This is a genomic window from Sorangium sp. So ce295 (assembly GCF_051527405.1).
GTDB lineage: Bacteria > Myxococcota_A > Polyangia > Polyangiales > Polyangiaceae > Sorangium > Sorangium cellulosum_B.
In genome coordinates this window covers 8581476-8608298 of record NZ_CP150324.1, presented here as the reverse complement: position 1 = coordinate 8608298, position 26823 = coordinate 8581476, and the positions used below count along the sequence as shown (strand labels likewise).

At 73.8% G+C, this 26823-nt stretch carries 22 protein-coding genes; 12 read left to right on the top strand and 10 right to left on the bottom strand.

Annotated elements, in window-relative coordinates; translation table 11 throughout:
• Positions 1-7 precede the first annotated feature (7 nt).
• The 8 genes from cysK (at position 8) to WMF11_RS32520 (ending at position 7423) form a co-directional block, all read left to right on the top strand.
• Complete coding sequence (cysK, locus tag WMF11_RS32555; RefSeq protein WP_437542644.1) at positions 8-1069, top strand: cysteine synthase A; 1062 nt, start codon at positions 8-10, stop codon at positions 1067-1069.
• Positions 1066-1998, top strand: coding sequence for a HesA/MoeB/ThiF family protein (locus WMF11_RS32550; RefSeq protein WP_437973518.1), 933 nt, complete (start codon positions 1066-1068; stop codon positions 1996-1998). The genes cysK and WMF11_RS32550 overlap by 4 nt, the downstream gene beginning before the upstream one ends.
• Positions 1991-2269 carry a MoaD/ThiS family protein gene (locus WMF11_RS32545; protein WP_437303463.1) on the top strand — a complete coding sequence of 93 codons (279 nt, stop codon included), beginning with the start codon at positions 1991-1993 and terminating at the stop codon, positions 2267-2269. Before WMF11_RS32550 ends, WMF11_RS32545 begins: the two co-directional genes overlap by 8 nt.
• Before the next feature lies 1 nt (position 2270).
• Positions 2271-2621 (top strand): hypothetical protein, encoded by a 351-nt coding sequence (locus tag WMF11_RS32540; RefSeq protein WP_437973517.1) that lies wholly within the window; start codon positions 2271-2273, stop codon positions 2619-2621.
• Positions 2618-3568, top strand: a complete 951-nt coding sequence (locus tag WMF11_RS32535) for a PLP-dependent cysteine synthase family protein (RefSeq protein ID WP_437542640.1) — start codon at positions 2618-2620, stop codon at positions 3566-3568. Before WMF11_RS32540 ends, WMF11_RS32535 begins: the two co-directional genes overlap by 4 nt.
• The gene (locus WMF11_RS32530; protein ID WP_437542639.1) at positions 3562-4134 is read left to right on the top strand and encodes a Mov34/MPN/PAD-1 family protein; all 573 of its coding nucleotides are present in this window, start codon (positions 3562-3564) and stop codon (positions 4132-4134) included. Before WMF11_RS32535 ends, WMF11_RS32530 begins: the two co-directional genes overlap by 7 nt.
• Positions 4135-4263: 129 nt before the next feature.
• Complete coding sequence (gene sat / locus WMF11_RS32525; RefSeq protein WP_437542637.1) at positions 4264-6009, top strand: sulfate adenylyltransferase; 1746 nt, start codon at positions 4264-4266, stop codon at positions 6007-6009.
• A gap of 70 nt (positions 6010-6079) precedes the next feature.
• On the top strand, positions 6080-7423 hold the full coding sequence (locus tag WMF11_RS32520) for a hypothetical protein (protein WP_437973516.1): 1344 nt from the start codon (positions 6080-6082) through the stop codon (positions 7421-7423).
• A gap of 7 nt (positions 7424-7430) precedes the next feature.
• On the opposite strand, the gene WMF11_RS32515 is transcribed toward WMF11_RS32520, so the two are convergent.
• The 5 genes from WMF11_RS32515 to WMF11_RS32495 form a co-directional block, all read right to left on the bottom strand.
• Positions 7431-9404: a serine/threonine protein kinase gene (locus tag WMF11_RS32515; protein ID WP_437973515.1), complete on the bottom strand. Its 1974-nt coding sequence runs from the start codon at positions 9402-9404 to the stop codon at positions 7431-7433.
• A 421-nt stretch (positions 9405-9825) separates the two neighbouring features.
• Positions 9826-10149, bottom strand: a complete 324-nt coding sequence (gene trxA / locus WMF11_RS32510; RefSeq protein ID WP_437542633.1) for a thioredoxin — start codon at positions 10147-10149, stop codon at positions 9826-9828.
• A gap of 223 nt (positions 10150-10372) precedes the next feature.
• Entirely contained in the window at positions 10373-10819 is a 447-nt protein-coding gene (locus tag WMF11_RS32505; RefSeq protein ID WP_437293652.1) for an Rrf2 family transcriptional regulator, read from the bottom strand.
• Positions 10820-10929: 110 nt separating this feature from the next.
• Positions 10930-12726: a hypothetical protein gene (locus tag WMF11_RS32500; protein WP_437973514.1), complete on the bottom strand. Its 1797-nt coding sequence runs from the start codon at positions 12724-12726 to the stop codon at positions 10930-10932.
• Between the two features lie 112 nt (positions 12727-12838).
• Positions 12839-14293: a PLP-dependent aminotransferase family protein gene (locus WMF11_RS32495; protein ID WP_437542628.1), complete on the bottom strand. Its 1455-nt coding sequence runs from the start codon at positions 14291-14293 to the stop codon at positions 12839-12841.
• 154 nt (positions 14294-14447) lie between these two features.
• On the opposite strand from WMF11_RS32495, the gene yedA reads away from it, so the two are divergent.
• Together yedA and WMF11_RS32485 are read left to right on the top strand one after the other, a co-directional pair.
• Complete coding sequence (gene yedA / locus WMF11_RS32490) at positions 14448-15632, top strand: drug/metabolite exporter YedA (protein WP_437973513.1); 1185 nt, start codon at positions 14448-14450, stop codon at positions 15630-15632.
• Positions 15633-15796: 164 nt separating this feature from the next.
• Complete coding sequence (locus tag WMF11_RS32485; protein ID WP_437973512.1) at positions 15797-16873, top strand: SMP-30/gluconolactonase/LRE family protein; 1077 nt, start codon at positions 15797-15799, stop codon at positions 16871-16873.
• 34 nt (positions 16874-16907) lie between these two features.
• On the opposite strand, the gene WMF11_RS32480 is transcribed toward WMF11_RS32485, so the two are convergent.
• Positions 16908-17189, bottom strand: a complete 282-nt coding sequence (locus WMF11_RS32480; protein WP_437903127.1) for a hypothetical protein — start codon at positions 17187-17189, stop codon at positions 16908-16910.
• 347 nt (positions 17190-17536) lie between these two features.
• On the opposite strand from WMF11_RS32480, the gene WMF11_RS32475 reads away from it, so the two are divergent.
• Positions 17537-19804: a hypothetical protein gene (locus WMF11_RS32475; RefSeq protein ID WP_437903126.1), complete on the top strand. Its 2268-nt coding sequence runs from the start codon at positions 17537-17539 to the stop codon at positions 19802-19804.
• Between the two features lie 15 nt (positions 19805-19819).
• Positions 19820-22117: a M20/M25/M40 family metallo-hydrolase gene (locus WMF11_RS32470; RefSeq protein ID WP_437973511.1), complete on the top strand. Its 2298-nt coding sequence runs from the start codon at positions 19820-19822 to the stop codon at positions 22115-22117.
• Between the two features lie 86 nt (positions 22118-22203).
• On the opposite strand, the gene WMF11_RS32465 is transcribed toward WMF11_RS32470, so the two are convergent.
• From WMF11_RS32465 to WMF11_RS32450, 4 genes are all read right to left on the bottom strand, one after another.
• The gene (locus tag WMF11_RS32465) at positions 22204-23016 is read right to left on the bottom strand and encodes a fibro-slime domain-containing protein (RefSeq protein WP_437973510.1); all 813 of its coding nucleotides are present in this window, start codon (positions 23014-23016) and stop codon (positions 22204-22206) included.
• A gap of 326 nt (positions 23017-23342) precedes the next feature.
• Positions 23343-24383, bottom strand: a complete 1041-nt coding sequence (locus WMF11_RS32460; protein ID WP_437973509.1) for a 1-aminocyclopropane-1-carboxylate deaminase/D-cysteine desulfhydrase — start codon at positions 24381-24383, stop codon at positions 23343-23345.
• Positions 24384-24548: 165 nt separating this feature from the next.
• On the bottom strand, positions 24549-25010 hold the full coding sequence (locus WMF11_RS32455) for a PaaI family thioesterase (protein WP_437542618.1): 462 nt from the start codon (positions 25008-25010) through the stop codon (positions 24549-24551).
• Between the two features lie 73 nt (positions 25011-25083).
• Positions 25084-26730, bottom strand: a complete 1647-nt coding sequence (locus tag WMF11_RS32450) for a long-chain fatty acid--CoA ligase (RefSeq protein WP_437973508.1) — start codon at positions 26728-26730, stop codon at positions 25084-25086.
• Positions 26731-26823: the final 93 nt, after the last annotated feature.

The following is a 26823-nucleotide window of genomic DNA, read 5'->3' as shown; positions in this document are numbered from 1 at the left end:
CGACACCATGAGCAGCCCCGAACGATCCGCACACTCCACCGGCGCCCCCCGCACACCCGCGGAACCCGCGGGCGGCGCAGCGCAGCTCCCGCCGCTCCCGTCGCACCCGCGCGTCGTCGACAGCCTCCTCGACCTCGTGGGCGACACGCCGCTCTTCGAGATCCGCCGCGTCGACGCGGCGACGCCCCGGGGGCGCGTCTTCGGGAAGGCCGAGCAGCACAACCCGGGCGGCTCGCTGAAGGACCGGATCTGCCTGGCGATGATCGAGGGCGCCGAGGCGCGCGGGCTGCTCGGCGCGGGCGGCGTGGTCATCGAGCCCACGTCGGGGAACACGGGGATCGGGCTCGCGATCGTGTGCGCGGCGAAGGGGTACCGCTGCATCCTGACGATGCCGGCGAGCATGAGCCTGGAGCGGCGCCAGCTGCTCGAGGCCTATGGCGCGGAGGTCGTCCTGACCGAGCCCGAGGCGCAGATGGAGGGGGCCATCGCCCGGGCGCGCGAGCTCGCGGCGGACATCCCGGGGGCGCTCATCCTCAGCCAGTTCGACAACCCCGACAACCCGCGCGTCCACGCGGAGACGACCGCGCGGGAGATCCTGCACGCGATGGCCGGCCTCGACGCGCCGGGGCGGCCCGGTCCCCGGCAGTCGCTGACGATCGACGCGTTCGTCGCCGGCGTGGGGACGGGCGGGTCGGTGAGCGGCGTCGGGCGGGTGCTCAAGCGGATGCGCGCGGCGACGCGCGTCATCGCGGTCGAGCCCGAGTCCTGCGCGACGATCTCGCGCGGCGAGCGCGGGCCCACCAAGATCCAGGGGCTCGCGGCCGGGTTCGTCCCCGCGAATTACGATCCGGGCGTGGTGGACGAGGTGCGGACGGTCAGCGATCGCGCCGCGTACGAGACGAAGGTGGCGCTGGCCCGGCAGGAGGGGCTGCTCGTCGGCATCAGCGCCGGCGCGGCGGTGCGCGTCGCGCTCGACGTCGCCCGCGAGCTCGGCCCCGACGCCAACGTGGTGACCGTCCTCTGCGACACCGGCGAGCGCTACTTCAGCCTGGACGAGTATTTCCGATGAGCGGCAGCGGCGAGGCGATCCGGGGGTGCGTCCTCGTGGTCGGGGCGGGGGGGATCGCCGCGCCCGCCGCGCTCGCGCTCGCCGCCGCCGGGGTGCGGGAGCTCCGGGTCGCGGACGACGACCAGGTCGAGCTGACGAACCTGCATCGTCAGATCCTGTTCGACGACGACGACGTCGGGCGGCCGAAGCTCGATGCGTTCGCGGAGGCGCTGCGCCGCCGCTTCCCCGGGCTCCGCGTCGATCGTCGTTACGGCCGCTTCACGCCGAGCGCGGCGGCGGGGCTGATGCCGGGCGTCTCCCTGGTGGTCGACGCGACCGACAACTTCGCGTCGCGGTTCCTGATCGCCGACGTGTGCCGCCTCACGAGGACGCCGGTGGTCCATGCCGCCGCGATCCGCTGGCGCGCGACGGTGATGGCGGTCGCGGGGGAGGGGGCGCCCTGCTACCGCTGCCTGTTCGAGGACCTGCCGACCGGGGACGCGCCGGATTGCGCCACGGCCGGGGTGGCTGGCCCGGTGTGCGGCGTGGCCGGCGCGATCGCGGCGGATCGCGCGCTGGCGATCCTCGCGGGCGACGCGTCGATCTTCGGCCGGATCGCGACGTACGACGGCCTCACGGACACGCTGCGCAGCGTCCCTGTCTCCGCGCGGCCCGCCTGCGACCTGTGCGGATCGCGCGCCGCGATCGCGACGATCGACGCGTCCCGCTACGTCGTCGCATGCGCGGCCGAGAGCGGATCCTCGACCCCTGCTGAAAAGGACCGCGAAGGCGGATCCCCGACCCACGTTGAAGGGGACCGCGAAGGCGGATCCCCGACCCACGTTGAAGGGGACCGCGAAGGCGGATCCCCGACCCACGTTGAACCTGAAAACGACCGCGAGAGCGGATCCTCGACCCACCTCAAGACTGGAGAGCAAGACCATGGCTGACACCGCGACCGTCCGCATCCCGACCCCGCTCCGCACGCTCACCGGCGGGCAGGACGAGGTCAAAGCCGCCGGCGGCACCGTCGGCGAGCTGATCGAGAACCTCGAGAAGAGCTACCCCGGCATCCGCGACCGACTCCTCGACGACAAGGGCGTGCGGCGCTTCGTGAACATCTTCGTGGGCGACGAGGACATCCGCTTCCTCGACGGGCTGAAGACGCCCGTGAAGGGCGGTGACCAGGTGGCGATCGTGCCCGCGATCGCCGGGGGCTGAGGTGGACGACCCGCGCTATCTCCGCCAGGTGTTGCTCGCGGAGATCGGTCCAGAGGGACAGGCGAGGCTCGGGGCGGCGACGGCGCGCGTGCTCGGCGGCGGCAGCGGCGCGCCGCCGCTCGCGCACGAGGTGGCGGAGCGCTACGCGCGCGGCGCCGGCTTCGGCGCGCTCGCGGACGGCGCGATCGACCTCGCCGCGCTCGCGCCCGCGGACCTCGTCGCCTCGCCCGCCGCGCGCGCCGTGCTCGCCGGCGCGCGCGCGGCGCTCGCCGAGATGCGCGCCGCGCTGGCGCTGGGCAGCGCCGCGGGGAGCGCGGGGCAGGGGAGCGCGGGGGAGGTCGACCCGTCATGAGGCGCTCGCTCGCCCGCTCCCGCCGCCTGGGGTCGGTCGTCGACGCCGTGGGCGACACGCCGCTCTTGCGCCTCTCGCGCGTCGGCCGCGACACGCCGTCGGTCGAGGTCTACGCCAAGCTCGAGTTCGCGAACCCCGGCGGCTCGGTGAAGGATCGCGCCGCGCTGCGGATGATGACCCGCGCCGCCGCGGACGGGCGCCTCACCAGCCAGAAGACGCTCATCGACTCGACGAGCGGCAACACCGGGGTCGCCTACTCGCTCTTCGGCGCGGCGATGGGCTTCAAGGTGGCGCTCGTCATGCCGTCGAACGTGTCGAAGGCGCGCAAGGACATCGCGCGCGCGTTCGGCACGGAGCTCATCTTCAGCGACCCGATGGAGGGCTCCGACGGCGCGATCCGCCTCGTGCGCTCGCTGGTCGAGAAGGATCCGGAGCGGTACTTCTACCCGGATCAGTACTCGAACGAGGACAACCCGCTCGCCCACTACCACGGCACGGCGCGCGAGATCCTGGAGGCGGTCGGCGACAGGATCACGCACTTCGTGGCCGGCATCGGCACGAGCGGCACCATCGTCGGGACGAGCCGGCGGCTGCGTGAGCACCACCGCCCGATCCGCTGCGTCGCCGTGGAGCCCACCGAGGCGCTCCACGGGCTGGAGGGGCTCAAGCACCTGCCGAGCTCGCTCGTGCCCGCCATCCACGACGAGGGCGCGTACCACGAGACGATGCGCATCGCGACGGAGGACGGCTGGGACATGTCCGATCGCCTCGCGCGCGAGGAGGCGCTGCACGTCGGGCACTCGGGCGGCGCGGCCGTCTTCGCGGCCTTCGAGATCGCGAAGCGCCTGCACCGCGAACAGCAGGGAGGGTGCGTCGTGGCGATTGTCCCGGACCGGGGCGACCGCTATTTTGCGCCCATGAAATGGGAGAAGCGTTACGTATGGTGATGTCTCCACAGCCGTGGACCGCCGGTGGGGTCGTCCTCAAGGCGAGCGTGCTCAAGGCGGTCGAGGACGAGGCGCTCGCCGGCTACGCGCGCGACGAGGAGGCCTGCGGGTACCTGAAGGGGCCCGCGGACGAGCCGCTGCTCTGCGACGAGCACGTCCGGATGGACAACATCGCGAACAAGCTTCACGCCATCGATCCGGAGCGGTACTTCCGGACGGCGCGCACGTTCTTCGATTTCAACGGCAAGCGCTTCTCCGACGCCGTCGAGAAGGGCGCCTCGGCGGGGCGCCCGGTGAAGGTGCTCTATCACTCGCACCTCGACGCCGGCGCCTACTTCAGCCCGACGGACGCCGCCATGATGAGCGGCGGCGAGCCGCCGGCCGACGAAGGGGGCCAGATCGTGATGGGGCCCGGGCCGGCGTTCCCGCTCGCGTTCCTCGTCACCAGCGTGCGCGGCGGCTCCGGCGAAGGGCGCCCGGAGGAGGCGCCCCGCATCGCCGAGCACCGCCTCTTCGTGTGGGACGGCACCGCGTTCGTCGCGTCGACGTTCTCCGTCGTCGATTGAGCTCATTGCGCCGGGGCGCGCGTCCGCGCACTCTCGCGCAGCCCTCATCCGCTCGCTGAGGCATCTGCATCCGAGGCCCGGAGAGGCCGAGTCCGTAGTCGTCACTTCATTATCGAAGGAGTTGCCTAAATGTCAGGTTTTGTTGTCTGGTTCACCGGTTTGAGCGGCGCCGGCAAGAGCACGCTCGCGGCGATGCTCTCGGCCGAGCTCCGCGCCCGCTCCGTCCACGTGGAGGTGCTCGACGGCGACGAGGTGCGCACCAACCTCTCGAAGGGCCTCGGGTTCTCGAAGGAGGACCGCGATACGAACATCCGGCGAATCGGATACGTGGCGAAGCTCATCGCCCGGTCGGGCGCGTGCGCGATGACGGCCGCCATCAGCCCTTACAAGGCAATCCGTGACGAGCAGCGGGCCCAGATCCCCCACTTCGTCGAGGTGTTCTGCTCCTGCGAGATCCCCGTGCTCGCCGAGCGCGACGCGAAGGGGCTCTACAAGAAGGCGCTCGCGGGCGAGATCAAGAACTTCACGGGCATCGACGATCCGTACGAGGCGCCCGAGAGCCCCGAGGTGCTCGTCGACACCGGCAAGGAGACGAAGGAGGAGAGCCTCGCCAAGATCCTCGCCAAGCTCGAGGACCTCGGCTACGTCCCGCGCCGCGGCGCCGCGGTCGCCGTGTCCGGCGCGGCCGCCGCGGGGGCGGCCGCGGGCGGCGCGCGCGGGCTGATCGCGCCGCACGGCGGCGAGCTCGTGAACCGGTGGGTCGAGGGCGCGGCGAAGGCGTCGCTCGCGGAGCGGGCGAAGGGGCTGCCGGTCATCGAGCTCGACGAGCGGACCGAGAGCGACGTCGAGATGATCGCGATCGGGGCGTTCTCCCCGCTGCGCGGCTTCATGAACTCGAAGGACTACCTGCGCGTCGTGCGCGAGATGCGGCTCGAGAGCGGCCTGCCGTGGTCGATGCCGATCACGCTCGCCGTCTCCGAGCAGGCGGCCGAGGCGCTCCGCGTGGGCTCCGAGGCGGCGCTCCGCGCGCGCGACGGCCGCATCGTCGCGGTCATCGAGCTGAGCGACAAGTGGCGGCCGAACAAGGAGATCGAGGCGCAGGAGGTGTTCCGGACGACCGAGACGAAGCACCCGGGCGTCGCGTACCTGATGAGCACGGGCCCCGTGTACGTCGGCGGCGAGATCCGGGTGCTGGAGCGGCCCGTCGACTCGGCGTTCCCGGCGTACGACCGGAGCCCGGCGACGACGCGGGCGTACTTCGCCGAGAAGGGCTGGCGCCGCATCGTCGGGTTCCAGACGCGGAACCCGATCCACAGGGCGCACGAGTTCATCACCAAGACGGCGCTGGAGATCTGCGACGGCCTGATGATCCACCCGCTCGTCGGCGCGACCAAGTCGGACGACATCCCGGCGGACGTGCGGATGCGTTGCTACGAGGAGCTCATCGCGAAGTACTATGTGAAGGACCGCGTGCTCCTCTCGATCTACCCGGCGGCGATGCGCTACGCGGGGCCGCGCGAGGCGATCTTCCACGCGCTGGCGCGCAAGAACTACGGCTGCTCCCACTTCATCGTGGGGCGCGATCACGCCGGCGTCGGCAGCTACTACGGCACGTACGACGCGCAGGAGATCTTCAATGCCTTCAGCCCCGGAGAGCTCGGCATCACCACGCTCAACTTCGAGAACGCGTTCTACTCGACGGTGGTCGGCGCGATGGCCACGGCGAAGACGGCGCCTGGTGATGCGTCGACGCAGGTCAACCTGTCCGGGACGAAGGTGCGCGAGCTGCTCCAGCGCGGCGAGCTGCCGCCGCCGGAGTTCTCCCGTCCGGAGGTCGCGCGCATCCTCATCGAGTCGATGCGCAGCTCGTCGTAGCCCCGGGCGCCTGAGGGCCGCGGCGGGCTGCGCCGCCGAGCGGGGCCGCGCGGTATCAGGCCTGGCGCGCGTGGCGCGCGCCGCGCGCGCCGCGGCCCTCTCGCTCCTCGCCGCGCTCGCCGGCGTCTCCGCGGGGACGCCGGCGCGCGCGGATCTCAGCGACGACGCCGCGCGCGTCGCGCGGATGTGGTCGCTCTCCGGCGCGCGCGTCGCGCGCCTCCCCCCCATCTTCCTCGAGCACGGCCGCGCCCGGGTCGTGGCGGTCGATCCGCCCGCCGGCCCGGCCCGCGTGGGTGGCGCTGCCGGCGCGGCGGCGGACGAGTGTCTCACCGCCGCGTTCCTCGCGCCGCGCACGGCGGAGTTCACGCTCTCTCCCGAGGGGCCATCGGGCGGCGTCCCCGCCCTCGAGGGCTTCCTCCAGCAGCTGCGCGGCGCGGAGCCCGAGGACGACCGCCGCGTCCAGAGCGTCGCCGGGGTCGCGGCCATCACGCGGTGCGGGGCCGAGCGCGAGGGGCTGCGCCGCGTGGCCATCGAGGTGCTGTCGACGCGCAGCGCGTTCGATGTCGTCGTCGCCGCGTCGAGCGGGCCGCTGGAGCGCGTCGAGGCCATCCTGCCGGAGCGCGCTTCCGGGCCCGTCGCGCCCCGCGGCGACCCCGGGCGGCCCTCCGAGCCGGGGCCGCTCGACGCCCGGGTCGCGCGGGCCGCCCGGCGCGCGCTCGCGGAGGGGGCGCCGCGCGTCGCTCCGACCGACATGCGCGCCTCGTCGATCGGGACGGGGCAGTTCTCGGTCAAGCTCCCCGAGGGCTGCCACCGCCTCGACCTGATGGCCGAGGTGCCGAGCGCCACGTTGCGCCGCGCGACCGACCTCGACGCCGAGGCGCGCGAGGGGACCACGGGCAGGCTGCTCGATCGCGACAGGTCCGACGCGCCCGACGCGCGGCTCGATTTCTGTCTGGGCGAGCAGGGGGTCGTCGAGGTGCCTTTCCTCGGGGCCGCGGGGCCGGTGAAGGTCGTGCTGTCCGACGCGCAGTGGCCGATGTCCGCGTTCGTGCCGGGGCACTTCGGCGCGCGCGCCCGGGGCAACCTGGCCGCCGCGCTGCGCCGCCGCCACGCGCCCGCGCCGCGCGCGCAGGCGATCGCCGAGGCGATCGGCGCGCAGGGCGACACGCTCGTCCCGGTCCAGGTCGAGCCGGGCCGCTGCTACTTCGCGGCGGCGGCGCTGGCCCGGGGCGAGCTGCGCGCGCTCCGGATCTCCGTCGAGCTCGGCGACCGCGCCGGGCGCGACGACGCCGGCGAGAACGGCGAGAGCGCCGGCGTGGCGTTCTGCTCCGAGATCGAGGAGAGCGCCGCGCTCCGCGTGTCCGCGCGCGGCGGCTCGCCGGTCTGGGTCGTCGCGGTCTGGCCGATGGACTGACCCCCGCTCACCCCGCGGCGTGGGGGCGCCTGGGGCGGCGGCGCGGGGCCAGCTCCGGGCCTGGGCTGGCCGCGGCGCCGGGCTGGGCCCGCTCCGGCAGCAGCTGGCGGAGCTGCCAGGCCTGCAGGAACGCGCGTCGCTCCGCGGCGCGCAGCGCGTGCTGGTGCTGGCCCATCATGAACGCCGGCACGACCAGCATGAACAGGGTCGTCAGCGTCAGCGCCGTCATCGTCGCGATCTTCGAGTGCTCGACGGCCTGGGGCAGGATGACCATCGCGCCGCCCGCGAACTCGTACGAGCGGGGAAGGACGCCCGAGTACTCGATCCACGCGGCGGCCAGCACCGCGATGCAGCTGGTCACGACGACGGCGACGCGGTAGGCGGTCCGGTACGTGAACGAGTTGCCGTACGTCAGGATGACGAGCAGCATCGGCATGAAGAGCAGCGGGCCGAAGCCGCGCCCGATGCACAGGAAGCTGAGCACGTTGAAGACGAAGCCGGCGTAGGCGTACCACTCCGCGGACGGGCGGTGGACGACGCGCGCGGCGAGGAACTTCATCAGCGCCGCCAGGGCGGTGAAGCCCAGGATGAAGGCGAAGACCTGCCACTCGCGGATGCCCAGCCATACCGCGGCGACCAGCGTCGCGATCGCCGTCGCGAGCAGCTCGGCGCGCATGCCCGCGCGCAGCTGCAGCCGGTGCCGCGCCGCCGCGGCCGCGTCCAGGTCGGCGAGCACCTCCGCCGGCATCTCGCGCGGCGGCTCGGTCAGGACGCGCCGGAGCGTCTCCAGGGCGCGCTCGTTCGACGGATCGAAGGCGAGCGCCTGGCCGACCTCGCTGAGCAGCGCCTTCCGCGCGCCCTCGGCTTCCTTGCCGCCGGCGAGCGCCTCCGTCACGCGCTCCTCGGCCAGCCCCGCGTGCCGCGCCGCGAGGTCGCGGCGGAGCTCCACGTCCTTGTCGCCGTCGAGGAACCGCTCGACCGCCTCGTAGAGCGCGCGGGCGGACGGGTAGCGCTCGGAGGGCTCGCGCCGCGTCGCCGTCACGCAGATCGCGTCGAGCTCAGGCGGCACCTCGCGCTCGGGCGCGCGCACCGACGCCCGCGCGTCGGCGCCGTGGATGAGCGAGTCGAGCATCTCGGTGCGGTCCTTCTTCGGGTGCAGCGGCTTGAGCGTGAGGAGCTCGAAGAGGATCGCGCCGAGCGAGTAGATGTCGCTGCGCACGTCGAGCGTGTCGACGCACCCCTGCGCCTGCTCCGGCGACATGTACCCGAGGGTCCCGAGCACGTCGCCCGGGATGGTCCGCGTGCTCATGGGATCTTCGCCCATGTCGATCGTCTGGAGCGGCGTGTCGATGAGCTTCGCGACGCCCCAGTCGAGCAGGTACACCTCGCCGAAGTCGCCGAGCATGATGTTGGCGGGCTTGAGGTCGCGGTGGAGCACGCCGCGCGAGTGCGCGAAGTCGACGGCGATGCAGACCGACGAGAAGGCGGTGAGCAGCCTGCGGCGCGAGAAGCTCTGGAGCGCAGCCGGGTCGCCCTCGCGGAGCTCGTTCAGGATCCTCGCCAGCGTGAGGCCCCGGAGGCGCTTCATCGTGAAGTACGCCGAGCCCTTGTTGTCCACGCCGAGGTCGTAGACCGGCACGATCGACGGGTGCTCGAGCTGGCCCTGCACCCGGGCCTCGCGGAGGAACCGGTGGCGCAGCGTCGTGTCGCCCTGGTGCTCGGCGCGGATGACCTTCATGGCCACGTCGCGGCCGATGCGGCGGTCCCTGCAGAAGTGGACCTCGCCCATCCCCCCGACGCCGAGCAGCGACCGCATCTCGTAGCGGGGGCCGTCGCTCGACAGATCCGCGAGCTCCGCGCGGGCGCGGCCGAGGCTCACGGGGGTGGGGCTCTGGCCGTGCGAATCTCCGCCCTTCCCGCGAGATTTTCGCATCTCGGGGAGCTGCTCGAGCGTCTCGAAGTCGTCGTCGAACAGGGCCATGGCGTCCGGGAAGCCAGGCTCGGTCGCGCCGTGCCAGAAATACCCACACCGGCAGGGCTCCGCGTGGCGACCCTCGACCGCCTCGACGGACGGCAGCGAGCGGCGTTGCGGAGTGCTGGGCTTCCTCGGACGAGAAAATCTCGTATCGGGTGGTCATGTCAACGGGATGCTGCGTCCGTAGAAGACGGCCGGCGCGCAATGCGACGGCGGCGCGCCGCGCACATCCCGTGCGGTCGGGGTGAAGGCGGGAGCCGCTCACGAAATGCAGGTCGGTGTCGGGTTTTCAGCGGTCCTGGCGAGCGCTGTGGTGGCGTCTCCGTCGCGCAGGGTGCGCGATGTGAGGCACGTCACGGCGCGGGCGATCGCCGGCGGAGGCTCGATGCGCTCGAGGTGCTCGGCGCGCTCGCTGCGTTCAGCTCGGTCAGCGTCCGAGGAGCGCGAGCAGCGTCTTCTTGTTCGTGAGGCCGACGTGACGCCCGATGGGCTCGCCCTTCTGGAAGGCGACGACCGTCGGCAGGCCGCGGATGCCGAAGCGCTGCGCGGCCTCGGGCGACGCGTCGACGTCGAGCTTGACCACCTTGACCTGGCCGGCCGTCTCGGCCGCGATCTCATCGACGATCGGCGCGAGCCGCTTGCAGGGGGCGCACCAGGATGCCGAGAAGTCCACGAGCACCGGCGTGTCCGTCTGCAGGACCTCCTGCGCGAAATTCAGGTCGTTGACTTCGATGACATGGCTGCTGCCCATGGCGCTGTCCTTTCGGTTTTCTCGGGATTGAGCGGGCCCTGGCTGCGACGCGCCGGGCCGATGCCGGCCCGATCCTCGACAGCCTCGCTCGCTCCAACTGTTATATGCACGGTTTCAGTTTCTGCCAGGGGAGCGGCTCGGCCGCCCGCAGGGAGGGCGGCCTCGCGTGTGTCCCTGGGAGGAGGCCGGCGCGGCGTCGCCGCGCGGCCAGGCGCCTCCGCGATTAGCCGGCCTTGACCGGCGCAGGCGCCGGGCGGCCGAGGTGCTGCGCCCGGAGCGCGATGTCCGCGACGGTCTTCTGCGCGAGGCCGCGCAGCAGCCCTGCGTTGGCCGCCTCGGCGACCTCATCGAACGCCCGCTGGATCCCCGACCCGATCGGGCACCTCGCGTTCGGCTCGCACGGGCTCGGCGCGATGGCGCCTTCCGGCTCGACGGCGGCGTACACCTCGCTCAGCCGGATCTTCTTGGCCGGCCTCGCCAGGCGATAGCCGCCCGAGCGGCCCTCCCGCGCCTCGATGAGCCCGGCCTGCGACAGCCGCGCGAGGATGCGCCGCAGGAAGGCCGGGTTCGTGTTGATGCTCGCCGAAAGCGCGTCGCTCGCGCAGCTCTCGTCGGACTGGGCGAGCAGCGCGAGGGCGTGCGTGGCGATGGCGAAGCGACCCGAGGACATCGAAAGGCCCCTCGGCCGTTATCTGAGGGCTCGGGGGGTTCCGCTGTCAAGGCGCGGCGGGCGGTCGATCGTCCGTGCGCTCGCGCGCTCGCGCCTCGGCGCCTGTTCGCTCAGCGCGACCTGGGCGAGGTGCGGATCAGCACGAGGGCGTCTCCCTTGCCGTCCGCGAGGCGCAGCTCGATCGACGCGGGGACGGCCGCCGGGCCGGCGCAGCGGCTGTCGGACACGACGTGCCGCGCCCTGGCGAGCGAGCTCTCGCCCGTCGAGGTGTCGACGAGCCGCAGATCGACGCCCGCGCCGTCGGCGTCGAGCGCCGCGATCACCTCGGCGCACGTGTTGGCCGGGATCGGGAGCGGGAGGATCTTGAGGCGCGCGGCGTCGAGCCCCACGGCCTGCGCGCCGGCCGCCCCCGCGGCGTCGGCGGGGCCGGCGGCGCTCATGCGCCCGAGCAGCCTCGCGGCGGCGATCGGATGGGCGACGAGCGCCGGCGGGGCCTCGGGCTCCTTGCGGACCTCCACGGCGAACGGGCCAGGCTGCGCCATCGACTCGACGTCGACGCGGGCGGGGCCGCCGCGCCCGCAGGTGAAGAGCGTCGCGCGCGCGCCGCCCCGGGCGCGGCCGAGGAGGGCGTGGCCCTCGCTCCAGAGCTCGGCGAGCACGTCGGCGAGCGGCTTGCCGGCCAGCACGTCGATCCGCGCGCAGCCGGCCGGCAGCTCGATCGGCAGCGTCGTCCGGCTGCCGAGCCGCGCGGTCCCGGTCGACACGCGCGGCGCGCCGTAGCCCCGGCCGGCGAGCGCGCGGGCGTGGTCCGCCCGCGCCTCGGCGAGGTCGCGGCCCTCGGTCACGCGCTCGATCGGCGTGGCGCCGGAGATCTCCGCCTCGGCGCCCGGCTGCGAGCGGCTCACGACCACGGCCACGAGGCCCTGCGTGCCGCGCGAGCGGATCGCGATCGAGAGCTCGACGGAGACCGCCGAGCAGAGGAGCAGCGAGCGATCCTGGCCCCGCTCGCGCGCGCGCGCGACGACCCTGCCGGTCTCGTCCTCCGCGACCACCTCGAGCGAGGCGACCTCGTCGCTCGGGGAGACGAGCACGTCGAGGCAGCGGCCGCCGTCGAGGGTGGCGCCGATCCGGCTCGCGGTCCGCGAGCCGACGGGCAGCGCGACGCGCCGGACGTCGTCCCAGCGCGCGCCGACCGCGGCGCGGCGCGCCCTGATCTTCGCCTCCAGGCCGGGCCACGACTCGAGGCGCCCGCTCTCGTCGCCGGACCTGCCGCGCGCGCCGACGGCGCGGGCGACCGCGTCCGCCGCCTTGACCGGGACGCTCTGCACGCCGACGCTCACCGCCCCGGCGCCCGACATGACGCGCGCCATGACATAGAGCCTCCGCGGGTGCGGCGGGCAGACGAGGATGGAAGCGCGCGCGTCGGCGGCCTCGTCCGTCGAGAAGGCGCTGCCGTCGTCCTCGAAGGCGAACAGGTCGACGTCGCTGATCGTCGGCGAGACCCGCGCCATCGCGAGCATGCACTCGCCCGCGGGCACCTCGACGAAGGCGCCGAGCCGATCGCCGTCGGACGCCATGTCCGCGCCGATCACCCGGAGCGCGCTCGCGCCCGCCTGCGCTGCGCGCTGCGCGTCTCCGCCGAGGAGGGTGCTGCCGTCGATGCGATCCGGCAGCGCGCGCAGCGTCTCCGGCGCTCGCGCGCCCGGCGAGGCGATCGCCCCGGCGCCGCAGGCGGGCAGGACGGCGAGCGAGGCCGCGAGCGCCCACGCAGCGCGGGCGGGCGACGGAGCCGCGGCGCGGGCGGGCTCGGACGGGCGGCGCGCAGGCAGGATCGGGAGCGCAGGCCGCAGCGCGGGCGTCGGCGGGGGCGCGGGCGAAGGAAGGGACGCGGGATGTCGGGGGCGCAAGGGCGTGGGCTCGTCGGGGCGGGCGCTCGATCGAGAGGGAAGGTTCTACTTCAGCGCGGGTACGGCATCCAGGGCGCGCCGGCCGCCGCCGGGGCCGCGGCCGTCCACCGCGTCATCCCTCGGCGGTCTCGGCGCAGATCCGTCCGAGCGTCCGGACCGCGTGCTCGCTGAGCTCCGTGAACGGGTAGCCGCAGTTCACCCGGATGTAGTTCGAGAAGCGGTGCTTGGCCGAGAAGATGGGCCCCGGCGCGACGCTGATGCCGTGCTCGAGCGCGCGCTCGTGCACGTCGAGCGCGCTCGTGCCGGGCGGCAGCTCGACCCAGAGCACGAAGCCGCCGGCGGGGCGCGAGACGCGGGTGCCGGGCGGGAAGTGCTCGGCGATCGCCTCGCTCATGCGCGCGACCTGGGCGGCGAGCCGGCGCCGGAGCGTCCGCAGGTGGTGGTCGTACCCGCCGAGCTCGAGGAACTCGGCGATGGCCATCTGCGGCAGCGTCGCGGTCGCCACGCTCTGCGCGAACTTGAGCTGCTCGACCTCGTCGAGGAAGCGGCCGGGCGCCGTCCAGCCGACCCGGTAGCCCGGCGCCACCGTCTTCGTGAACGACGAGCAGAGCATCACGAGGCCCTTCTTGTCGAACGCCTTGGCGGGGCGGGGGCGGACGTCGCCGAAGTGCAGATCGCCGTAGATGTCGTCCTCGATGAGCGGCACCTCGCGGCGCGCGAGCATCGCGACGAGCCGCTCCTTCGCCTCGTCGGGCATGGCGCTGCCGAGGGGGTTGTTGAAGTTCGGGATCGCGAGGCACGCCTTGATGCGGTGGCGGCCCAGCATCTCCTCGAGGACGTCGAGGTCCATGCCGGTGCGGGGGTGCGACGGGACCTCGATCGCCTTGATGCCGAGGCTCTCGATGAGCTGGAGGAGCCCGTAGTACGCCGGCGACTCCAGCGCGACCGTGTCGCCCCGGCGGGCGACCGCGCGCAGGCAGAGGTGGAGCGCCTCCATGGCGCCGACCGTCGTCACGATGTCGTCGGGGGAGAGCGCGACGCCCGACTCGACCGAGCGCCGGGCGATCTGCCGCCGCAACGCCGGCAGGCCGGGCGGCGGATCGTACGAGACGCCGGCGCCGCCCGCGCTCCGCGCGATCGCGCTGAGGATCCGGTTCAGCTTGTCGGTCGGCAGGAGCTCCGGGCTCGGGCACGCCGCGCCGAACGGGACGATGTGCGGGTCCCGGCACGCCCGGTAGACCTTGGAGACGAGGCTCTTCACGCTGACCCGCGTGGCGGTCGTGCAGGGGCGCGCGGCCCGGGGCTCCGGCAGCGCCGCGCCCCGGCGGGCGCGGACGTAGTGCCCCGACTGCGGGCGCGCCTCGATGAGCCCGCGGTTCTCGAGCTGCATGTACGCCTGCAGCACCGTCGCGACGCTGACCCCCTGCTGCCGGCTGAGCCGCCGCACCGACGGGATCCGGTCGCCCGGCCGCAGCGCGCCGCGCGCGATCAGATCCGCGATGTGCGCGGCGACGCGGTCGTAGAGGTGGGCCTCGTCCTCCGCTTCGATGGGCGCCTGCACCTGCACGAGACGAAGTGTACAGCCGGGCGGGCCCTGCGGTACCGGTACAGCTGCCGGGCGTGAGGACCAGCACAGTCGCCTGTTCCGGAAACTGTACCGGCCGCAATTACCGACCGACTGCCTCTGTACCGGTCGCTCGCTTGGCCCCACCCTTCGGGGCATGAAATTGACCTCACTTGTTTCGGAGCCGCCATCGCGCCTCCGGGAGCCGTCGCGGATCGAGCTCGGGAAGGGTCGCCTGTGGACGCACCGCCTGCGGGGCGGCCCGCTGCTCCTGAGCTGTACCGCCGGCGCGGTCTGGATCACCCGCGAGGGGGAGCCGGAGGACGTGGTCCTGGAGGCCGGCTCCAGCTATGGGGGCGAGGGGCGCGGGCTCCTCGTGGTGGAGGCGCTCGAGCCGGCGCAGATCGCGGTGGCGAGAGGCGAGGCAGGGAAGACGGTGCGCGCGGCGCTGGCGAAGGCGCGGGGGAGCTGGCTGGTGCTGCTCTCGCTCCTCGCGCTGTACGTGATCTGGGGCTCGACGTACCTGGCGGTCTCGGTCGCGCTCGAGACGATGCCGCCCTTCTTGCTGGCCGGGACGCGCTTCATGACGGCGGGCGCGCTGCTCTACGGCGTGCTCCGGCTGCGCGGCGCCCCGCGGCCGACGCTGCGGCAGTGGGGCGCGGCGGCGCGGGTCGGGGTGCTGCTGCTCGTCTTCGGCAACGGGTTCGTCGTCGTCTCGCAGCAGTGGGTGAGCTCGGGCGTCGCCGCGGTCGTGGTGTCCACGATGCCGCTCTGGCTGGCGCTCTTCGCCACCGCGCGAGGCCGGGGCGCCGCCGGCGGCGCGCCCGCCGGCGCCCCGGAGGTCTCCCGGCGCGAGTGGATCGGGCTCCTCGTCGGGTTCGCGGGCGCGGCGCTGCTCCACCTCGGCGGCGATCTCCACGCGGCGCACGCCGGGGCCCTGCTCATCTTGCTGGCCCCCGTGTCGTGGGCGCTCGGCTCGCTGTACAGCCGCTCGCTGCCGCTCCCGGAAGGGCCGATGGCGGTCGCGGCGGAGATGCTCGCGGGCGGCGCGGTGATGCTCGCGGTGAGCGCGCTCTCGGGTGAGCACCTCGCGGCGGCGCCCTCATCGCGGTCGCTCCTCGCGCTCGCCTATCTGGCGGTGTTCGGATCGATCGTGGCCCTCAGCGCGTACACGTACCTGCTCCGGAGCACGCGCCCGGCGATCGCGACGAGCTACGCGTACGTGAACCCGATCGTCGCCATCGCGCTCGGCGTCCTGCTCGGCGGCGAGCGGGCCTCCGCGACGACCTGGGCCGCGGCGGCCATCGTCGGCGCCGGCGTCGTCATCGTCTCGCGGCGCTAGGCGCGCTGCGCTGCGCTGCGTTCGCGGGTCACCCCACCCCCACCCCACCCCACCCCGCTCCGACGGCGCGTCGCGCCGGCCGCCTTCGCGCCCCGGGCGCGCGCCGTCGACCGTAGGCAATGCGGGAGGCGGCGTGTAGTGTGCGCAGCGAGGAGGCGAGGTAGATGAAGAGAGGGTACCGGCTGCTCGGCTGGGCGCTGCTCCTGTTCGGGGCGCCGTCGGCGTGCAGCGGCGGCCACGTCGGCGCTGCGTCGAGCAGCGGGGCGAGCGCGACGTCGGGCGCGGGCGCCGGCGAAGGCGGCGGCGGCGGCGCGACCGCGGGCACCGGGGAGGGCGGCGGCGCGGCGGTGGGCGCCGGAGAAGGCGGCGGGGCGGCAGTCGGCGCGGGCGCAGGGCCGAGCGGCGAGTGCGCGGCGCTCGTGCCCGGGCCCTTCGAGCCGGCGCTGGTCACGGCCGTGTTCAGCGGCAGCGAGGACTTCGCGTTCGACGGGCGCGGCTACCTCGTCGCCAAGCAGGGGCCGAACCTCGTTCGCTTCGACGCCACGGGCCGGACCTCGAACTTCGCGTCTCTGCCCGGCCCCGTGCCTGGGCTCCGGTACCGGCCCGACGGGACCCTCGTGGCGGCGCTGCCGGCCCAGGGCGCCGTCGTCCAGATCTCGGCGACCGGAATGGTCGACGACTACGTGGCAGGCCTCACGGACCCGAACGGCCTCGCTCCGGACGCGCTGGGCAACGTCTGGGCGACCGACCTCGCGGGCGGCCGGGTGATCCGCCTCAACCCCGATGCCACGATCGACGAGATCGCGAGCGGCGCCCCCGAGGTGAGCGAGCCGAACGGAATCGTCTTCGACCCGGCGCGATGGGCGGTTTTTTACACCAACTCCTCTGCCGGCGAGATCCGCAAGATCGACCTGAACAACCCTGGCGAACCGCCCTCGCTCGTGGTCACGGTCGCCTCGTCCGTGCTCGACGGACTCGTCCTCGATATGTGTGGTCACCTCTACACGGTCGATAACGAGAACCGGAGGCTCTATCGTGTGAGGCTCGACGCGGGCGGCGCCGCTCTGGGGGAGGCCGAGCTGCTGGCGCGCTTCCCGACCGGGGTGGCCAATGCGCAGTTCGGCGCGGGCCCGGGGTTCGATGCGAGGACCCTTTACGTCGGAGGCGCAGCCGGCTCGATCTATGCTGTTGCCGTCGGCATCGCCGGCGCGCCGGTCCCGGCGCCGCCAGAAGCGCCGTGATGGGCGCTCCTCGGCGGCGCGCTGGAGGGGGCGCTCAGCGGGCGCCTTCCGCTGCCACTTCGCCCTTCTTGAGCTTCTCTTGAAGCTCGCCGAGCTTCCCCGCGGATCGGTCGAGGGCGCGCGCGGCGCCCTCGAGCGCGATCCGCCCGTAACCGATGGCCACCCCTGCCCAGGAGGTGCCCAGCTCGCGCAGCGTCTCGACGAACGGCGGCTTGACCGGCGCCCCGCCGCCGGCGTCCGCCGCCTGCGCGGGCCCGGCGCTCCCGTTCACGCTGTTCTCGGCCTTCGGCTCCGTGATGCTCTGGGTCTCACTCATGGTCTGCCTCCCACTTCGGTGTGTCCCCCCGCGACGACCGCGGGCGTACAGAAATGATGAATCCAGCGTTGACCCCCGTGCCCCGCGCGTCGCCCGCTCTCGCGGGCTCGCAAGACGCGATGTGCACTGGAGCGAGGGGAGCCCCGCCGCACGGCCGTGCCCGCGAACAGAGCCACCTTGTGGCTTCGTCGGAGGCACAATCGCGACGCCACGAGACTGCGACGCGACGCGTTAACTGTCAAGGCCTCATGTCGATTTTGTTGCCGTCGTTTTTCCCTAGGTTGTTTGATGAGGACGCTGCGGCGGCCATCGCGTTCGCTCGGCAGGTCAAGGAAGGGAGTCACCCTATGTCGCTCGCGCGCTGGAACAAGGCCACGCCACCAACGCTGTTGTGGCTTCTCGTGGTGCTGTCGCTGCTCGCCGTTCCGTCGCTCTCGATGGGGCAGGCGCCTGACGCGCCGACGGCGGCGCCCGCCGCGGGCGCGGCGCCGGCGACGCCCGCGGCGAAGGGCGCCGCGGTGCAGGCGCAGGCGCACGGGCCTCCGCCGGACTCGTGGGCTGGACAGCTCGAGATGCTCTCTCGCTGGGTCGACCAGCGCGGCGGCTCCGGGGGCTGCGAGGAGCGCTGTTACGCGCTCGATCGGCTGCGCATCACGGGCGCGGTGGGCGAGGGGCCGCTCCAGTTCGAGCTCTCGGGCGGCGTGCTCACGGACCGCCCCGTGGCCGTGCCGCTCTTCGGGCCGCCGGCGCACCTCCGCATCGAGGCCACGCTCGACGATGGACGGCCCGCGTCGCGCCGCGAGGCCGCGCCGATCAGCTTCGAGGACGACCACTACTACCTCTGGACGGCCGCGCGCCGCTTCGTGCTCCGGGGCAGCCTGTGGCTCGAGGGAGACCTCACGCTCCTGGTCGCCGGCCCGCTCAACACGTTCGAGGCCGACATCACCGGCGGCTCCGTCGCCGAGGGCGCGCGGCTCTCGGGGCTCCGCGGGGCGACGCTCCACTTCACCCCCGACGGCGGCGCGGGGGGCGAAGCGGGCGCGAGCGCGGGCCCCACGGTGTTCCAGCTGTCGCGCGCGGTGCGGGTCGGCCGGGAGATCGGCTTCGAGTACCGGCTCGTCATGCGGTCGGGCAGCGACCTCGGCGTCGTGCGCCTGCCGCTCGCGTTCGGGGAGAAGGTGCTCGACGTCGCGGGCGCGAGCGGCTTCCGGGTCGAGGGCGGCGAGCTCGTGCTGCCCACCTCGGGCCGCGCCGCGGAGATGAAGATCTCGGGCACGCTCCCGAAGGTCGGGGCGTTCTCGCCCGATCCGCGCTCCGCCTACGAGTGGTGGCTGTTCGAGTCCGACGCGGAGCACCGCCTCACGGTGAAGGGCGACGCGCGCCAGGTCGACGCCGCCGAGTCGCCGATCCCGCGGACCCAGGCGACGTCGCGGCTCCTGCTCGTGCAGCGAGGGCAGCGCGTCGAGGTCGCCGTCGAGCCGCTCTCGGGGGTCGAGGTCCTCGCCGCGGTGGTGCGCGACCACCGCCGCACCCTGGTCCTTACCGAGCGCGGAGACCTCGTGGCCGACGACGCGCTCACCTACGAGAACAACGGCATCGACTACCTGACCTACGCGCCGGGCGGGCGGCCGATCTACCTCGCCACCGACGGGAAGGCGCAGCGGATCATGCACCAGGGCAAGGCCGCGGAGGAGGTCCTCGTGCCGCTGCAGACGGGGAGCCACACGATCCAGGTGCAGTCGCTGGCGCAGGCGGCGGTGCACTCGCTCGGAGGAACCCTGGAGCTGCCGATGCCGAGCTACCCGCTCACGGCGAGCGAGGTGGCGCTGACGGTCGGGCTGCCCGATCGCGTGGTGCCGCTCGCGCTGCTCGGCGGCGACCGGCCGGTGTGGTTCGCGGACGCGGGCGACGCGTTCGCGGTGGCGATCGGCTTCGTTGCCGCGTGGATCGCCGTCCGCCCCGGCGGGGCGACGAGCCGCGGGCGCGTGCGCGCGCTGCGCGCGCTGGGCGGGCTGCTCATGGCGGGCCTGTGGTTCCTGGCGCCCGCGACGTTCGTGGCGCTGCTGGTCGGCATCGCGACGGCCGTGGCGGCGTGGCTCGCGGGGCGGCTCCTCGGAGGCCGCGGCCGCGCCGCCGCGATGGTGGTGCTGCTCGGCCTGGGCGGCCTGGCGCTCCTGGTCGGGCTCTTCGCCGTCTCGGCGAGGAGCTACAGGGCGGAGCGCTGGAACTCGACGTACAGCGAGTCGGCGGCGCCGGCGCCCGCCGCCGTGCGCAGGGCGAAGGACGACGATCTGGCCAAGGGCGGCGGCGCGCTCGCCCCTGGAGGCGCGGTGCTGGAGGGGGTGACGCCGGTCGCGCTGTCGCTCCCGGCCTACGAGCGGGCCGTTCAAGCGCGCCGCGAGCTCGTCACGCGCGAGCGCGCCTTCCGCCCCGTGCTCGTCTACACGACCTCCTCGGCGCTCGTGCCGCTCGTGCTGCTGTGGCTGGCCGGGGTGACGGTGCTCCTCGCCGCGCACCGCGCGCCGCTCACGGCGCTCTACCGGGGCGCGGCCGCGCGCCTCGCGCGCAGGCCCGAGGACGACGCCCAGGGGGAGCCTCCGGCGCCTGCGCGCTGAGGCCGATCGACCGTCATGGCGTGGTCTCCTCGCCTCGCCGCGGCCCTCGCGCTCCTCGCGCTCCTCGCGCTGGTCGCGCTCCGCATCGCACAGCTGAGCCCTCCCGACGTCGTCCCGGCGAGCGCGCCGCCCGAGGTGTTCTCGGCCGAGCGGGCCAGGGCGCACCTCGCGCAGATCGCGGCCGAGCCGCGCCCCACCGGCTCGGCGGGCCACCGGCGGGCGCGCGACTACCTGCTCGCGGAGCTGTCGAAGCTCGGCGTGCAGCCCGAGGTCCAGCGCGCCTCGGTCCTCAGCCGGCAGTGGGGCCTTCCGTACGACGCGGCGCGCGTCGAGAACATCGTGGCGCGGCTGCCGGGCGCGGACAGCACCCGGGCGGTCGCGCTCGTCGCGCACTACGACTCGGTCCCCGGCAGCCCGGGCGCCGCCGACGACGGCAGCGGGGTGGCGGCGCTCCTGGAGGCGCTGCGCGCCCTGAAGAGCGGCCCCCCGCTGCGCAACGACGTGCTGCTCCTGTTCACCGACGCCGAGGAGGGGGGCGTCCTCGGCGGCAAGGCGTTCATGGACGAGCACCCGCTGCGCGGCGAGGTGGGGATCGCGCTCAACTTCGACGCCCGCGGGGCCGGCGGCGTGGTCGCGATGTTCGACACCGGGCCCGGCGACGCCTTCCCCGTCCGCGAGCTCGCCAGCGCCGCGGCCTACCCGGTGGCGTCGTCGCTCTTCCCCGAGGTCGCGCGGCGCATGGGCCACAGCACCGATCTCAGCGTCTTCAAGCGGGCCGGGATCCCCGGGCTGAACTTCGCCTTCACCGACGACGCCGCGCACTACCACGCCCCGTCCGACACCGTGGCCAACCTCGACCTCCGGAGCGTGCAGCACGCCGGCGACTACGCGCTCTCGCTCGCGCGGCGCTTCGGCGCGCTCGACCTCCGGGATCCCGGGCGCGGAGACGCGGTGTACTTCAACACGTGGGGCGCCCACCTCGTCTCGCACCCGATCGGCTGGACGCTCCCGATCGCCGCGCTGGTCACCTGCCTGTTCGCGGGCGTGGTGCTCCACGCGGCGCGGCGGCGGGCCGCTTCGCCGGGCAGGATCGCCGCGGGGCTCCTCGCCTTCCTGGCGCTGCTCCTCGGCGTCGCCGCGGCCGTGGGTGGGCTCGCGTGGATCCTCCGCAGCGTGCATCCGGCCCTCCGGGTGATGCCGTTCGAGCCGTACAACGCGCCCGCGTACCGGCTCGCGCTCGCGCTCGCCGCGCTGGCGGCCTCCGCGGCGGGCTACCGGTTCTTCCGGCGGCGCCTCGGCGCCTGCGAGCTCGCCCTCGGCGCGCTGCTCCTGTGGCTGTTGCTGCTCGCCGCGGCGAGCCTCTTCATGCCGGGCGCGAGCTTCTACTTCGCCTGGCCGCTCGCGTTCACCCTGCTCGGGCTCGCGGCGGTGACGATCCGGCGCGGCGACGCCCCGCCCACGCTCGCGGACGCCGCGATCCTCGTCGCGACCGCGGTGCCGGCGGTCGCGCTCGCCGTGCCCGGCCCGTACCTGTTCTTCGTCGCGCTGGGCCTGCCGAAGGCGGCGGTGCCGGCCCTCGCCGTCGCGCTCGTCTTCGGGCTCTTCCTGCCGCACGCCGAGCTGCTCGGCGGCGGCCGCTCGCCGCGGCTCTCGCTCGCGTTCGGCGTCTCCGGCCTCGCGGCGCTCCTCGTCGCCTGCGCCACCACGGGCTTCACCGAGGCGCGGCCCCGACCGGCGAGCCTCGCCTACGCGGTCGACACCGCCGGGAAGGCCCACTGGCTCTCGGCCGACCGCGACCTCGACCCGTGGACCGCAGCGTACTTCCCGGACGAGCGCGGGCAGGCGCCCTCGTTCGCCGTGCCGTTCGTGCGCGTGACGCGTCAGGGCGAGGCGCCGGCCCTCGCCCTGCCGGCGCCATCGCTCACGGTGCTCGGCGACGTCCGGCGCGACGGCGTGCGGGCGCTCCGGCTCCGCATCGCCTCATCCCGGGGAGCCCCCTGGCTGTTCGCCGAGGTGACGTCCCCGAACCGGGTGATCCGCGCCGAGGTGGACGGAAAGGGCGTGGAGGAGCGGGGTCGCGCGGCCGACGCGAAGCGCGATGTCCGCTGGGGGTTCACCTACATGGGTTTGCCGCCGGAAGGTATCGAGTGGTCGCTGGAGGTCGAGGACTCCGGGCCGATCGAGATCCGGCTGATGGACCAGACCTACGAGCTCCCGCGCGAGCTCGTGCGCGGGCCGCGGCCGAGGGAGATCATGGGCGTGCCGTACCGCCTCGCCGATTCCACGTTCGTCAGCGGGTCGTTCCGGCCTTAGCCCCGGCGGGCTCGCGGAAGCGGGCCCGCCGCCGTCGCTGCCCAGGGTAGGTGAGCGGGATCAGTCGAGCGGATCAGTCGAGCGGATCAGTCAACGAAGATGGGTTCGCAGTTCGTGAACGCGAGCGTCGACTGGATGGTGAAGTTCGACTCGCTCGTGTGCCGCTCGGCGTGGAAGAAGTCGAGCGCGTACTCCTGCCCGGGCGTGATCCCCAGCTCGTTCGCCATCGCGTCGAGATCGAGCCTGTCGTTCTGCGGGCCGTGGAGGCCGCCCAGATCGATGGCGAGCCGGTTGTTGATGAACACCCAGAGATCGTCGTCGCCGGAGAACCTGAACTCCTCGCCGCCGTTGTACACGAACGTCATGTGGAGCTCGAACGTGAAGTGGAAGTTATGCTGCCTCCCCTCGTTCCCGAAGCCCTGCTCGTCGATGGGGAAGAAGGCCCGGTTCTCGTAGGTGGCAATGCCGTCCGCGCCGACGACGGGCGTGATCGTGAACTGGATGGGCATGTTCACGCCCTCGACGTCCCGGTACCACTGGTTGAACTCCTCGGGCCCCGTCGTGTGCGCGGTACCGCCGTCATGCGCATAGACGGGCTTCTGATCCGGGCCCAGCTCGCGCTGGACGATGCCTTTCAGGCCCTGGCCCGTGAACGTCTCGAAGTCAGGGTGCCCCTCGCCGTCTTCGTAGGCGCGGAAGTCGCGCACGATGCCCGTGAGGCTCGCGTTGCACCCGTCGCCGCTGCCGCTGCTGCCGTTCCCGTTGCCCGCGCCCACCGACACACCGGACCCGAAGTCGCTGCCGCCCGTGCCCGAGCCGTACCCCGCGCCGGCGCTGTTGCTGGAGTCGCTCGCACCCTCGGTGCCGCCCCCGCACGCGACCCCGGCCAACACGAGCATGGTTGCGAGCGGAGTACACCAGTTCGACTGTAGCGGCCTAAGCATGTAAAGACTCCTTCTGTGGGGGATACCGCGCGTGGTCTGCGCGTCCGTTGTGCGTGGTCTGCGCATGTTTTGCGCGTTGTGTGCGCGCGGGCCTCGGCATTACGAGCGCCGGGATGGGCGGTCGCCGAGGGCGCAAGCGAGGCAGCAATTCTATCTCGTTGCAATGGCGGTGCGATCCAGAAAATTGCCGCCGCGCGCTGGCAGCACGAGGTCGAAGCGGAGAAAAGTGCAACCGAGCGACGGCCGCACGAGCGCCGGGCAGGCGCCGAGATGTAGGTCGTTTATCGAGATCCGCCGCCGCAGTGGGCGCCGAGGCGCCGCGACAGCGCGGCCGGGAGCCGCTCGCAAAAACCGTCGTGCCGGGGCAGGGGCTCGCGCCGCGCGGTTTGCCAGAACAGCACCGGGCCGAGCCGGCGCTCGCGCGCGTGCGCGATGAGCGCGGCCATGGCCTTGCCGGTGTAGACCGGCTCCAGCGAGATCCCCTCGGCGGCGAGGGCGTCGCAGGCCGCGAGCGACGCGGGCGTGGGCGATCCATACCCGCGGCCCAGGTAGCCGTGCACGACGTCGATCGGCGCCGCGGGGGGCACGGGCGCGACGCCCCGCCGCGCGAGCGCGGCGCGGAGCTCGGCGGTGAGGGCGCGGAGGCGGAAGCGCGAAGCGAGGAGGCGCTCGACGACGGCGACGGCCACGACCCGCGAGCGCAGGCCGCCGAGCGCGAGCCCGACGGCGAGCCCGGCGGCGGTGCCGCCGGAGCCGAGCGGCACGTAGACGCGCGCGGGCTCGGGGAGCTCGCCGGCCCGGATCTGCGCGCCGAGCTCGAGCGCCGCGCGCGCCGCGCCCAGCATGCCGAGCGCCGACGTGGCGCCGAGCGGCACGATCGCCGCGCCATCGTCGTCCCGGGCGCGGAGCGGCAGGAAGAGCGACGGGCGCGCGAGCGCGAGCTCGAGGCGCGACGGGTAGAAGCGGATCGAGGCCGGGCCCGAGGCGGTGAACGCGAGGTTGTCGAGCACGCCCCTGGAGAGGTCGGTCCAGAAGAGGTGCGCGTGCACCCTCCGGCCGAGCCGCTGCGCCGCGGCGACGAGCGCCGCCACGTTGCCCGAGCCGATGCCGCCCGCCGCGGACCACGCCGCCGCGGTCGAGAAGGGCGGCGCGGCGAGCACGTAGTCGAGCTTCCGCATCTTCATCCCGCCGTGGAGGGGCTCGCAGAGGTCGTCTCGCTTGACGCCGAGGAACTCGACGCCGAGCGCGGAGGCGAGCCGCGGCAGCGCCGTGACCGGCGAGGGCGCGCCGACCCAGCCGAGCCGGGGAATGCGGTCGATCATCCGAAGGGCGGCTGCGTCGCGCAACGGGGGCACCTCGCGAAGGGTGTAAGGCGCTCGGGCGATCGGGCAATCGGGCGAGCGGGCAATCAGGGGGTCAGGCGAGCCAGCGATCGGGCAATCAGGGGTCAGGGGGAGCTGGCGGTCAGGCGCTCGCGCGATCGACGATCACCCGGGGGTGCCGGCGCGCTGCCCCGCGAGCGTCGCGTCGGGCTCCAGGACGAGGAGGCGCACGCGCCCCGAGGCGCAGAGCCGGCCCTCCTCGTCGTAGACCGAGCCCTCCCAGACCTGGGTGCGCCGCCCGCGGTCGAGCGGGCGCGCGGTGGCGCGAAGCCGCCCCGACCGGACCGCGCGCAGGAAGCTCGTGTGGTTCTCGAGCCCGACGACCGAGCGGCCGTCCGGCAGGGCATGGAGCGCGGCGCCGATCGACGCCAGCGTCTCCACGATGCCCGCGTGGACGCCGCCGTGGACGATGCCATAGGCCTGCCGGTGCTGCGGCCCGATGTCGAGCTCGGCCTCCACCTCGTCGCGCGTGGCGCGGATCAGCCGGAGACCCATGGCGCTGATCCAGCCGTCGATGGCCGCGGCGTTCAGCGCGGCGGCGAAATCCTCGGGTTCCCCTTCGGCCATGGCGGCAGCGTAGTACACGCTTTGCCGGGAGCTTCCGGCGATTTCTCCCCGGGCGCGCGGGCGCGTCAGCGCGTCATCCGGATGCCTTCTTCTCCAGGAGATCGGCGAACTCCTCGCGCAGCTTCGATTTGAGGAACTTGCCGGTCGAGGTGCGCGGGATCCGCTCGAGGAAGAGGTACTCGTCCGGGAGCCAGAACTTCGCGAAGCGCGGCTCGAGGAGGGCGTGGAGCTGCTCCTTCGAGGCGCTCTGGCCCTGCCGCAGGACGATCGCGGCGAGCGGGCGCTCACCCCAGAGGGGGTGGCGCGCCGCGAACACAGCGGCCTCCAGGACGGCCGGGTGGCTCATGAGCGCGTTCTCCAGCGCGACCGAGCTGATCCACTCGCCGCCCGACTTGATCACGTCCTTCGTTCGATCCGCGATGCGCATGTAGCCCTCGCCGTCGATCGTCACGACGTCGCCGGTCTTGAACCAGCCGTCCTTCGTGAAGCGGTCCTCGCCCTCGCCGCCGAAGTACGACGAGGCGACCCAGGGGCCCCGCACCTCGAGCTCGCCCATCGTCCTGCCGTCCCAGGGCAGCGGCCGGTCGTTCGCGTCGACGTGGCGCTGATCGATGAACGGGACCGGGTAGCCCTGCGACGCGCGCGTCTGCAGCGAGGCGGCCGGGTCCTCGTGGAGGCGGCCCAGGCTGCTCCGGACGTGGGCGACGGTGCCGAGCGGGTTGGTCTCGGTCATCCCCCAGGCGTGGAGGACCACGAGCCCGTGGCGCGCGCGGAAGCCCTCGATGAGCGCGGGGGGCGCCGCCGAGCCGCCGATCACCATGGCGCGCATCGACGAGAGATCCCAGCGCTTCGGGTGCTCGTCGAGGAGCGCGAGGATCCCGAGCCAGATGGTGGGGACGCCCGCGGCGAACGTGACGCGCTCCCTGGCCATGAGATCGAGCAGCGACGCGGCGTCGAGGTGCGGGCCGGGGAGCACGACGCGCGCGCCGGTCGCGATCGCCGCGTACGGCAGCCCCCAGGCCATCGCGTGGAACATGGGCACCACCGGAAGGACGATGTCGCGATCGCGGAAGCCGAGCGCGTCATGCATGCAGGAGACCAGCGTGTGGAGCACGATCGATCGGTGGCTGTAGGCCACGCCCTTGGGGTTGCCGGTCGTCCCCGACGTGTAACAGAGCATGGCCGCGGAGCGCTCATCCAGGCTCGGGAAGTCGAAGTGATCCGGCTCGGGCGCGAGCAGCGCCTCGTAGTCGAGCCCGTCGCCCGCCGCCGGATCCACGGGCCCGTCGTCGTCGAGGACAAGGACGCGCTGGATGCTGCGGACCTCCGGCGCGAACTTGCGGAAGAGCGGGAGGAGCGAGCGGTCGACGACGACGACCTTGTCCTCGGCGTGGGAGGCGATGTACCCGAGCTCGCTCGGGTGGAGGCGCAGGTTCAGGGTGTGGAGGACCGCGCCCATGGCCGGGACGCCGAGGTAGAGCTCCAGGTGCCGGGCGTGGTTCCAGCAGAGCGTCGCGACGCGATCGCCCGCGCGGACGCCGAGCCGCGTGAGCGCGTGCGCGAGCTTCGACGCGCGGCGGTGGAGATCGGCATACGTGGAGCGGGAGACGGTCCTGTCCGGGTTCTGGGTCACGATCTCGCAGCGCGCGTGGTACGTCCGCGCCCGGTCGAGGAAGTGGGGCAACGTGAGCGGGTAATCCATCATGCGGCCGGCGAGCATGGGCGGTGCCTCCTCGTCCCGCGCGAGGCGCGGGATCCGTCGAGTCAGGAGGGCTCTTCAAGGGCGCCGCGAGACCGCAGCGCCGCCCCCCGA

Bases quoted from the DNA above. Each gene is read 5' to 3' on its own strand.
- sat (WP_437542637.1), top strand. From the start codon at position 4,264: ATGTCAGGTTTTGTTGTCTGGTTCACCGGTTTGAGCGGCGCCGGCAAG.
- WMF11_RS32515 (WP_437973515.1), bottom strand. From the start codon at position 9,404: ATGGCCCTGTTCGACGACGACTTCGAGACGCTCGAGCAGCTCCCCGAG.
- WMF11_RS32460 (WP_437973509.1), bottom strand. From the start codon at position 24,383: ATGATCGACCGCATTCCCCGGCTCGGCTGGGTCGGCGCGCCCTCGCCG.
- WMF11_RS32545 (WP_437303463.1), top strand. From the start codon at position 1,991: ATGGCTGACACCGCGACCGTCCGCATCCCGACCCCGCTCCGCACGCTC.
- WMF11_RS32485 (WP_437973512.1), top strand. From the start codon at position 15,797: ATGAAGAGAGGGTACCGGCTGCTCGGCTGGGCGCTGCTCCTGTTCGGG.
- WMF11_RS32470 (WP_437973511.1), top strand. From the start codon at position 19,820: ATGGCGTGGTCTCCTCGCCTCGCCGCGGCCCTCGCGCTCCTCGCGCTC.
- cysK (WP_437542644.1), top strand. From the start codon at position 8: ATGAGCAGCCCCGAACGATCCGCACACTCCACCGGCGCCCCCCGCACA.
- yedA (WP_437973513.1), top strand. From the start codon at position 14,448: ATGAAATTGACCTCACTTGTTTCGGAGCCGCCATCGCGCCTCCGGGAG.
- WMF11_RS32475 (WP_437903126.1), top strand. From the start codon at position 17,537: ATGTCGCTCGCGCGCTGGAACAAGGCCACGCCACCAACGCTGTTGTGG.
- WMF11_RS32505 (WP_437293652.1), bottom strand. From the start codon at position 10,819: ATGTCCTCGGGTCGCTTCGCCATCGCCACGCACGCCCTCGCGCTGCTC.
- WMF11_RS32550 (WP_437973518.1), top strand. From the start codon at position 1,066: ATGAGCGGCAGCGGCGAGGCGATCCGGGGGTGCGTCCTCGTGGTCGGG.
- WMF11_RS32480 (WP_437903127.1), bottom strand. From the start codon at position 17,189: ATGAGTGAGACCCAGAGCATCACGGAGCCGAAGGCCGAGAACAGCGTG.
- WMF11_RS32535 (WP_437542640.1), top strand. From the start codon at position 2,618: ATGAGGCGCTCGCTCGCCCGCTCCCGCCGCCTGGGGTCGGTCGTCGAC.
- WMF11_RS32530 (WP_437542639.1), top strand. From the start codon at position 3,562: ATGGTGATGTCTCCACAGCCGTGGACCGCCGGTGGGGTCGTCCTCAAG.
- WMF11_RS32455 (WP_437542618.1), bottom strand. From the start codon at position 25,010: ATGGCCGAAGGGGAACCCGAGGATTTCGCCGCCGCGCTGAACGCCGCG.
- WMF11_RS32450 (WP_437973508.1), bottom strand. From the start codon at position 26,730: ATGCTCGCCGGCCGCATGATGGATTACCCGCTCACGTTGCCCCACTTC.
- trxA (WP_437542633.1), bottom strand. From the start codon at position 10,149: ATGGGCAGCAGCCATGTCATCGAAGTCAACGACCTGAATTTCGCGCAG.
- WMF11_RS32465 (WP_437973510.1), bottom strand. From the start codon at position 23,016: ATGCTCGTGTTGGCCGGGGTCGCGTGCGGGGGCGGCACCGAGGGTGCG.